Genomic DNA, 9,238 nt, shown 5'->3' with positions numbered 1-9,238 from the left:
CGAGGGCATTGAAATCTTGAGCAGGGTTTACTGAACGGCACGGCAGGTTTTGGGCAAAATATGGGGCAGAAGAGTGGTAAAATTCATTACGTCCCGGAGTCGTGCGGGGGATGTTATCCCTCTTTCTGACGGTGGCATGTCTAAATTGTCCACGCCTTGAATAAGCGGCACGGTCATCCGGTTGGTGGTAATTATTACCGGATCCTGCGTATTGACCACCGATACCAGCAGAGCTTCTATGCATAGTTATATTTCATTAATTCATGAAAATATAAAAAGCAGACTGCTGTTCTGTTCAGAAGTTCATTTTGCTGAAATATCGATAAAACCACACGGTTGGGGATACTCATCTACTCCTGATGCCACCCATTCGTTATTGCCAAATCATGATACAGAATGACCCTGTGGCCCGATGCCTGCCCTGGCCTTTATCCGGTCAATATATAATTTCATTGAATCCTGATTCCGAAGCATGTTGGCCGGGATTTCAATGACTTCAAATCCTGATTTTTTCAGCAGAGCGATTTTCAGCAGAGTCGAACCATTCCTGGTTTTGAAATCAGCACTTGCGTAATGAGATGGTCCCTGAATTTCAATCACCATGTTGTGATCTGGCAGTAGCAGGTCAACCGGAGGCAACAAGTTCAGACACTTTTCTTCTTCAATCTTTAAAGAGGGAATGCATGATTGGAGTTGATCACGGAAATTGGATTGCGGTATTGAAATGGTTGTCTGGTAATGGGGGATGACCGGACACGTCCTGCCAAGCCAACTTGCGGCCATGGCCATGATGGATTGATCCTCTTCATTGTCGGGGGATGTATTTCCCAGGCGAGTAAACAGGTCATCCATGAGTTTTTCAAGCACATCATTTTTATTGGCAGTGGCGAGAGACAACCTGGCGCAGCATACCATGACGCCCCAGAGAGACATCAATAGGGTTTGCTGAGAGAGCCGGGGAGTTTCACGGATTTGGTAGACAAGCGATTCGCACGTGGTGGTAAACTCTTTCAGCTCAATGAGTTCACCCAGTTTGGCCACGGCCCACAGCAGGTTGGCGATACCCTGAGGATTAAATTGGTCCTTCAGTGCGTTCACGTGGGGCAACAGCGCAGCCACGACCTCGTTGAACTCTGGTGTCTGGTCCTGTCTGGTGTCCACCAGTTTCGCCATGGCCCAGAGCAGGTTGGTAATACCCTGAGCATTAAATTGGTCTTTCTGCGCCTTCACATGAGGCAACAGGACGGCCACAGCCTGGTTAAACTCCGGTGTTCGCTCCAGCCCGTTGTCCACCAGTTTCGCGATGGCCCACAGCAGGTTGGTGATATGCTGGGGAGTTAATTGGTCTTTCTGTGCGTTTACCATGGGCAACAGCACGGCCACAGCCTCGTAGAGCCGTGATGTTTGCTCCAGCCCGTTGTCCACCAGTTTCGCCATGGCCCACAGCAGGCTGGCGATATGCTTGGGAATAAATTGTTTTTCCTGTGGGTTCACGTGAATCAACAGTGCCGCCACGGCCTGGGTGAGCTCTGGTGTCCGGTCCTGTCCGTTGTCCACCAGTTTTGCCATGGACCACAGCAGGTTGGCAATATCCTGTGCATTAAATTGGCTTTTCTGAGCGTTCACATAAGGTAACAGCGCGGCCACGGTCCTTTCGAGTGCTGTTGTTCGCTCCTGTTTGTTGTCCACCAGTTTCGCCATGGCCCACAGCAGGTTGGCGATTTCCTTTGGTTTAAATTGAGCTTTTTGTGCCATCACGTGAGGCAACAGCGCGGCCAGAGCGCCGTTGAGCTCTGGCGTCCTTTCCTGCCCGTGGTCCACCAGTTTTGCCGTGGCCCACAGCAGGTTGGCGAGACCCTGTGGTTCAAAATCAGCTTTCTGTGCCTTCACGTTGGGCAATAGCGCGGCCACGCCCTCTTTGAGTTCTGCTGTCTGCTCCAGCCCGTTGTCCACCAGTTTTGCCATGGCCCACATCAGGTTGGTGATATACTGGGCCATAAACTGGTCTTTTTGTCCGTTCACATGGGGCAACAGCGTGGCCACAGCCTCGTTGAGTTCTGGTGTCCACTCCTGCCTGTTTTCCACCAGTTTCGCGATGGCCCATAGCAGGCTGGCGATTTGCTGAGGAATAAATGGTTCTTTCTGTGCGTTCACGCGAAGCAGCAACGCGGCCACGGCCTCTTTGAGTTCTGCTGTCTGATCCAGCCTGTTGTCCACCAGTTTTGCCATGGCCCACAGCAGGTTGGCGATACCCTGAGAATTAAATTGGTCCTTCTGTGCGTTCACGTGGGGCAATAGCACGGCGATGGTCTCGCTGAGATCGGTGGTCTGCTTTAGCCCGGTGTCCACCAGTTTTGCCATGGCCCACAGCAGGTTGACGATACCCTGTGGTTTAAAGTTGGTTTTTAGTGCGTTCAGCAATAGCACGGTTACGGCCTCGCTGAGATCTGTTGTCTGCTCCAGCCCGTGGTCCAGCAGTTTCGCCATGGCCCAGACAAGGTTGGTGATATCCTGCGCATTAAATAGGCCTCTCTGTGCGTTCACACAGGGCAACAGTGCGGCCACAGCTGCTTTAAGCTCTGGTGTCTGCTCCAGCCCGTTGTCCAACAGTTTCGCCATGGCCCACAGCAGGTTGGCAATTTCCCGTGGTTTAAAGTCAGTTTTCTGTGCGTTTACCTGGGGCAACAACGCAGCCAGGGCTTTGTTGAGTTCTGGTGTTCGCTCCTGTCCGTGTTCAACCAGTTTGGTTATGGCCCACAGCAGGCTGGCGATTCCCCATGGTTTAAAGTTCGCTTTCTGTAGGTTCACATGTGGCAACAGCGCAGCCACGGCTTCATTGATCCCCGGAGTCCGCTTCTGCCCGTTGACCACCAGTTTCGCCATGGCCCACAGCAGGTTGGTGATCCCCTGAGCATTAAATTGATCTTTTTGTGCGTTCACATGGGGCAACAACGCGGCCATAGCCTTGATGAGGCCTGGTGTTCGCTCCTGCCCACTGTCGACCAGTTTGGCCATGGCCCACAGCAGGTTGGTGATTCCCTGGGCATCAATATCCCACGCTGCAGCTTTTCGGTTGCACTTGAATACTATTGCATCAAACAGCGTTGACAATAAGGTGCCCTGAGTGTGCCTGACACGAACATCCACGGGTTTATGAGGGGTAAAAACACCCGCTGAAGTAAATGAATGAAGTGTTGTTGTCAGGCTTCGCCAACTCCAACGCCGTGTGGCGGTATAATCTTGCAAAAAAATCATCAGCTGGCTTTGTTCCGCTCGGGTTAAGGGGCTTTGCGAAGCTAATGTGTATCTCTTGATTGAATTGGCATATTGACTGTGATTTTTCCCATCATAACGATAACCGAAATGATCCGATTTACTCACCAGTTCATCCATTACTTCCTGTTTGATGAGGGCATGGAAATCTTGAGCAGGGTTTATTGAACGGCACGGCAGGTTTTGGGCAAAGTATGGGGCAGAAGCGTGGTAAAATTCATTACGCTCCGGAGTAGTGCGGGGGATATTATCTCTCTTTCTGACGTTGGCATGTCTATACTGTCCACGCTCTGAATAAGCGACATGGTTTTCCGGTTGATTGTAATTATTATCTGATCTTACGTATCTACCACTGATGCCAGCAGAGGTTCTATGCATAATTATATTTCATTAATTCATGAGAATATAAAAAGCAGACTACTGCTCTGTTCAGAAGTTCATTTTGCTGCCACCGCAGTAGGGCAGTCTATTCTCGGACAGGCTCCTGGTGTCTCCGTTATTTTCAAATCATCCGGGGCAGGACGCATGGGTAACAGATATTCAACGCTGGCATTCTTTCCCGGGAATGTGCAAATGGTTCTTGAGTCATGATCGAAGGGCAGAAATTACTGGCTGTTTTTTCTCTTCCTCTTTGCTGGTTTGCCGATTTGCTCTTCTGAAGGTTCTTTGCCAGTCAAGTAACCATGATCTGAGGGTTGCCTGCCTTTATCAGCAGTAATGTATTCCTGATCTGCCCACCTTCTTTTAAGTGATACAGAGCCATGCTCCTGTGGCAGGATGCCTGCCCTGGTCTTTATTTGATCAATATATGGTTTCATTAAATCTTGATTCAAAAGCCTGTTAACCGGAATTTCAATGACCTCAAATCCTGCTTTTTGCAACAGTGCGATTTTCAGCAGAGTCGAACCATTTCTGGTGTTGAAATCACCACCCACATAATGAGAGGGGCCCTGAACTTCAATCACCATGTTGTGATCTGGCAGCAGCAGGTCAACCGGGGGTAATGAGTTCAGACTCTTTTCTTCTTCAATCTGCAAAGAGGGAACGCATGATTGGAGCTGATCGCGAAAGTCGGATTGACGTTTTGATACGGTAGTCTGGTAATGGGGGACGACTGGGGACGCTCTCCCAAGCCAACTTGCGGCCAGGGCAATGATGGATTGATCATCATCATTGTCGGGGAATGTATTTCCCAGGCGAGTAAACAGGTCATCCATGTGTTTTTCAAGCACATTATTTTTATTGGCAGTGGAGACCATAGACAACCTGGCACAGCACACCATTACTCCCCAGAGAGACAACAATATTGTTTGCTGAGAGAGCTGGGGGGTTTCACTGATTTTGTAGACAAGCGATTCGAACGTGGATGTAGCTACGTTCAGCTCAACGAGCTCACCCAGTTTCGCCATGGCCCACAGCAGGCTAGCGATTTCCTGTGGGTTAAAGTTAGCTGTCTGTGCGTTCACCCGGGGCAACAGCACGGTCACGGCCTTGTTGAGCTCAGGTGTCTGCTCATGCCCATTGTCAACCAGTTTCGCCATAGCCCACAGTAGGTTAGCGATTTCCTGTGGAATAAATTGATCTTTCTGTGCACTCACGTGGGGTAATAGCGTGGCCACGGCTTCGTTGAGTTCTGGTGTCCACTCCTGCCCGTTGTCCACCAGTTTCGCCATGGCCCACAGCAAGTTGGCGATATCCTGCGCATTAAATTGGCTTTTCTGCGCGTTCACATGAGGCAATAGCGCGGCCACGGCCTCATTGAACTCTGGCGTCTGTTTCTGCCCGTTGTCCACCAGTTTTGCCATGACCCACAGCAAGTTAGCGATTTCCTGTAGTTTAAATTGAGCTTTCTGTGTGTTTACGTATGGTAACAGCGCGGCCACGGCCTTTTTTAGCTCTGATATCCTATCCAGCCCGTTGTCCAGCAGTTTCGCCATGGCCCATAGCAGGTTGGCGATACTTTGGGCATTAAATTGGCCTTTCTGTGCGTTCACGAGGGGCAACAGCTCGGCTATGGCTCCCTTGATAACTGATGTCCGCTCTTGCCCGTTGTCCACCAGCTTCGCCATGGCCCACAGCAGGTTGGCGATATGCTGAGGTATAAATTGGTCTTTCTGTGCACTCGCAAGGGGCAACAGCACGGCCACGGCCCCTTTGAGCTCTGGTGTCTGCTGCTGCCCATTGTCCACCAGCTTCGCCATGGCCCACAGCAGGTTGGCGATATGCTGAGGTATAAATTGGTCTTTCTGTGCACTCGCAAGGGGCAACAGCACGGCCACGGCCCCTTTGAGCTCTGGTGTCTGCTGCTGCCCATTGTCCACCAGCTTCGCCATGGCCCACAGCAGGTTGGCGATATGCTGAGGAATAAATTGGTCTTTCTGTACGTACACGAAAGGCAACAGCGATGCCACGGCCTCGTTGAACGCTGGTGTCTGCTCCTGCCCGTTGCTCACCAGTTTCGCCATGGCCCACAGCAGGTTGGCGATTTCCTGTGGTTTAAAGTCAGCTTTCTGTGCCTTCACGTGGGGCAACAGCGCAGCCACGCCCTCTTTGAGCCCTGGTGTCCGCTCGTGCCCGTTGTCCACCTGCTTTGCCATGGCCCACAGCAGGTTAGTGATTTCCTGGGCACCAATATCACTGGCTTCCGGTTTTTGGTTGCCGTTAAATATGATGGCATCAATTAACGTTGACAATAAGGCAGTTTGAGTACGCTTAACACGCTCATCGAGGGATCTATGAGAGCTAAAAACACCCGCTGAAGTAAATGAATGAAATGTTGTCGTCAGACTTCGCCAATTCCAGCTCCGCGTTACAGTAAAATTTTGCAGCAAACGCATCAGCTGGCTTTGTTCTATTCGATTTAACGGTCTTTTAGCAGCTAACGTGTATTTTTTAATTGAACTGGCATAATGACCGTGATATCTCCCATCATATTCAGGACCGAAACGATTCGATTTATTCACCAGAGTATTGATTGTTTCTTTTTTGATGAGGGAATTAAAATCCTGAGCAAGGTTTACTGAACGGCTCAGTAGATTTTGAGGAGGGCGTGCGCCAGGAGAATGGTAAAATACATTACGCCTCTGGCGGGGGGGATGATCCCGCTGTCTGACTGTACACTCTCTATATCGTCCACGCCTTCCGGAAGCGGCATGGTTATCCGGTTGGTTGTCATTACTACCTGATCTTGCGTATTGACCACTGATATCAGCAGAGGTTCTATGCATAATTATATTTCATTAATTCATGACAATATAAAAAGCAGACTGCGGTTCTGTTCAGAAGTTCATTTTGCTGAAATGTTTATGAGTTTTTTTTCTTTTCTTTTTTCTATTTTTTGGTTTGTCTGTTTGCTTTTCTAAATGTTCCCCGGCGGCTAAATAACGTGGATCTGAGGATTGACACTCTTTGTCGGCGGTAACGTTTGTCTCATCTACGCACTCGATTTTAACTGATGCACTGCCATGGCCCTGTGGTGGGATGGCCACCCTGGTCTTTATTTGATCAATAATTAAATCTGGGTTCCAAAGCTGGTTAACCGGGATTTCAATGACCTCAAATCCTGCTTTTCGCAACAGTGCGATTTTCAGCAGAGTCGACCCATTCCTGGTTTTGAAATCACCACTCACGTAATGAAACTTTCCCTGAATTTCAATCACCATGTTGTGATCTGGCAGTATCAGGTCAACCGGCGGTAATGAGTTCAGGCTCTTTTCTTCTTCAATCTGCAAAGATGGAATGCATGATTGGAGCTGATGGCGAAAGTTGGATTGATGTTTTGATATGAAAGTCTCGTAATGGGGGACGACCGGGGACGCTCTCCCAAGCCAACTTGCGGCCATGGCAATGACGGTTTGTTCCTCTCCATTGTCCGGGGATGTCTTTTCCAGACGAGTAAACAGGTCAACTATGTGCTTTTCAAGCACGTTATTTTTATTGGCATTGGAGACCATAAACAGCCTGGCACAGCATACCATGACTCCCCAGAGAGATATCAATATCCCTTGCTGAGAGAGCTGCGGGTTTTCACTGATTTTGTAGACCAGCGATTCGAACGTAGAGGTAACTGCGTTCAGCTCAACGAGCTCACCCAGTTTCGCCATGGCCCACAGCAGGTTAGCGATTTCCTGTGGTTTAAAATTAGCTTTCTGTGCGTTCACGTGGGGCAACAGCACGGTCACGGCCCGGTTGAGCTCTGGCACCTGTTCTTGCCCGTTGTCACCCAGTTTCGCCATGGCCCACAGCAGGTTTGCGATTTCCTGTGGAATAAACTGGTGTTTCTGAGCACTCACGTGGGGTAACAGCGCGGCCACGGCTTCGTTGAGTTCTGGTGTCTGCTCTTGTTGGTTGTCCACCAGTTTTGCCATGGCCCACAGCAGGTTGACGGTATCCTGGGGATTAAATTGGGATTTCTGTGTGCTCACGAAGGGCAACAGCGCGGCCACGGCCTTTTTGAGTCCTGATGTCTGCTCCAGCCCGTGGTCCACCAGTTTCGCCATGGCCCACAGCAGGTTGGCGATACCTTGTGGTTTAAAGTTAGCTTTCTGTGCGTTCACCTGGGGCAACAGGGCGTCCACGGCTTCTTTGAGATTTGGTGTCTGCTCCTGCCCGTTGTCCAGCAGTTTCGCCATGGCCCAGAGCTGGTTGGCGATGCCCTGTGGTTTAAAGTTTGTTTTCTGTGCGTTCACCTGGGACAACAGGGCGTCCACGGCTTCTTTGAGATTTGGTGTCTGCTCCAGCCCGTTGTCCACCAGTTTCGCCATGACCCACAGCAGGATGGCGATGCCCTGTGGTTTAAAGTTTGCTTTCTGTGCGTTCACGAGGGGCAACAGCGCGGCCACGGCCTCGTTGAGTGCTGGTGTCCACTCCTGTCCGTTGTCCACCAGTTTTGCCATGGCCCACAGCAGGTTGGCGATACCCTGTGGTTTAAAGTGAGCCTGCTGTTCGTTCACGAGGGGCAACAGCGCGGCCACGGCCTCGTTGAGCGCTGGTGTCCACTCCTGTCCGTTGTCCACCAGTTTTGCCATGGCCCACAGCAGGTTGGCGATACCCTGTGGTGTAAAGTGAGCCTGCTGTTCGTTCACGAGGGGCAACAGCGCGGCCACGGCCTCGTTGAGCGCTGGTGTCCGCTCCTTCCCGTTGTCCACCAGTTTCGCCATGGCCCACAGCAGGTTGGTGATACTCTGGGCATTAAATTGGTCTTTCTGTGCGTTCACGCGGGGCAACAGCGCGGCTATGGCCTCGTTGAGCGCTGGCGTCCGCTCCCGCCAGTTGTCCACCAGTTTCGCCATGACCCACAGCAGGTTGGTGATATTCAGAGGAATAAACTGGTCTTTATGTGCGCTCACCTGGGGTAACAGCGCGGCCACGGCCTCTTTGAGTTCTGGTGTCCGCTGCAGCCCGTTGTCCACCAGTTTCGCCATGGCCCACAGCAGGTTGGCAATTGCCCGGGCTTCAATATCCATGGCTTGAGGTTTTTGGTTGCAATTGAATATTATTGCATCAAGTAACGTTGATAATAAGGCAGCTTGAGTAAGCTTAACACTCTGATCCATGGGGTTATGAGGGGTAAAAACGCCCGCTGAAGTCAATGAATGAAGTGTTGACGTCAGGCTTCGCCAATTCCAACTCGGTGTTGCGGTAAAATTTTGCAGCAAATGTATCAGCTGGCTTTGTTCAGTCCTGTTTAACGGTCTTTCAGCATCTAGCGTGTATTTTTTAATTGAAATGGCATATTGCCCGTGATTTCTTCCATCATAACGGTGGCCGAAATGATAGGATTTATTCACCAGATCATCCATTATTTCTGGTTTGATGAGTGCATTAAAATCTTGAGCAGGGTTTACTGAACGGCACTGTAGATGTTGAGAAGGGGGCTATGTTTGTTTTAAAGGTTGATAGGTCTAAACTGTCGTGATCCCCTGCAATGGGAGGCTACGTTATGAAGCCCCAACAGTTTCAAGAT

At 50.4% G+C, this 9,238-nt stretch carries 4 protein-coding genes; all 4 read right to left on the bottom strand.

The annotated features are described in order from the left end of the window. A partial coding sequence (locus ACO6VE_RS23185) for a hypothetical protein (protein ID WP_422463734.1) occupies window positions 1-244 on the bottom strand: 244 nt, incomplete at its 3' end. 140 nt (window positions 245-384) lie between these two features. Beyond that, window positions 385-3,651, bottom strand: a complete 3,267-nt coding sequence (locus ACO6VE_RS23180) for a DUF1601 domain-containing protein (protein ID WP_422450723.1) — start codon at window positions 3,649-3,651, stop codon at window positions 385-387. A 227-nt stretch (window positions 3,652-3,878) separates the two neighbouring features. Further along, window positions 3,879-6,500, bottom strand: coding sequence for a DUF1601 domain-containing protein (locus ACO6VE_RS23175; protein ID WP_422463732.1), 2,622 nt, complete (start codon window positions 6,498-6,500; stop codon window positions 3,879-3,881). Window positions 6,501-6,551: 51 nt separating this feature from the next. Next, window positions 6,552-9,062 (bottom strand): DUF1601 domain-containing protein, encoded by a 2,511-nt coding sequence (locus ACO6VE_RS23170; RefSeq protein WP_422463730.1) that lies wholly within the window; start codon window positions 9,060-9,062, stop codon window positions 6,552-6,554. Between the last annotated feature and the right edge of the window lie 176 nt (window positions 9,063-9,238).

The organism is Endozoicomonas sp. ALB115 (assembly GCF_049310245.1).
Classification (GTDB): Bacteria; Pseudomonadota; Gammaproteobacteria; order Pseudomonadales; family Endozoicomonadaceae; genus Endozoicomonas.
The sequence above is the reverse complement of the archived record's forward strand: the minus strand, read 5'-3'. Positions and strand labels throughout refer to the sequence as shown.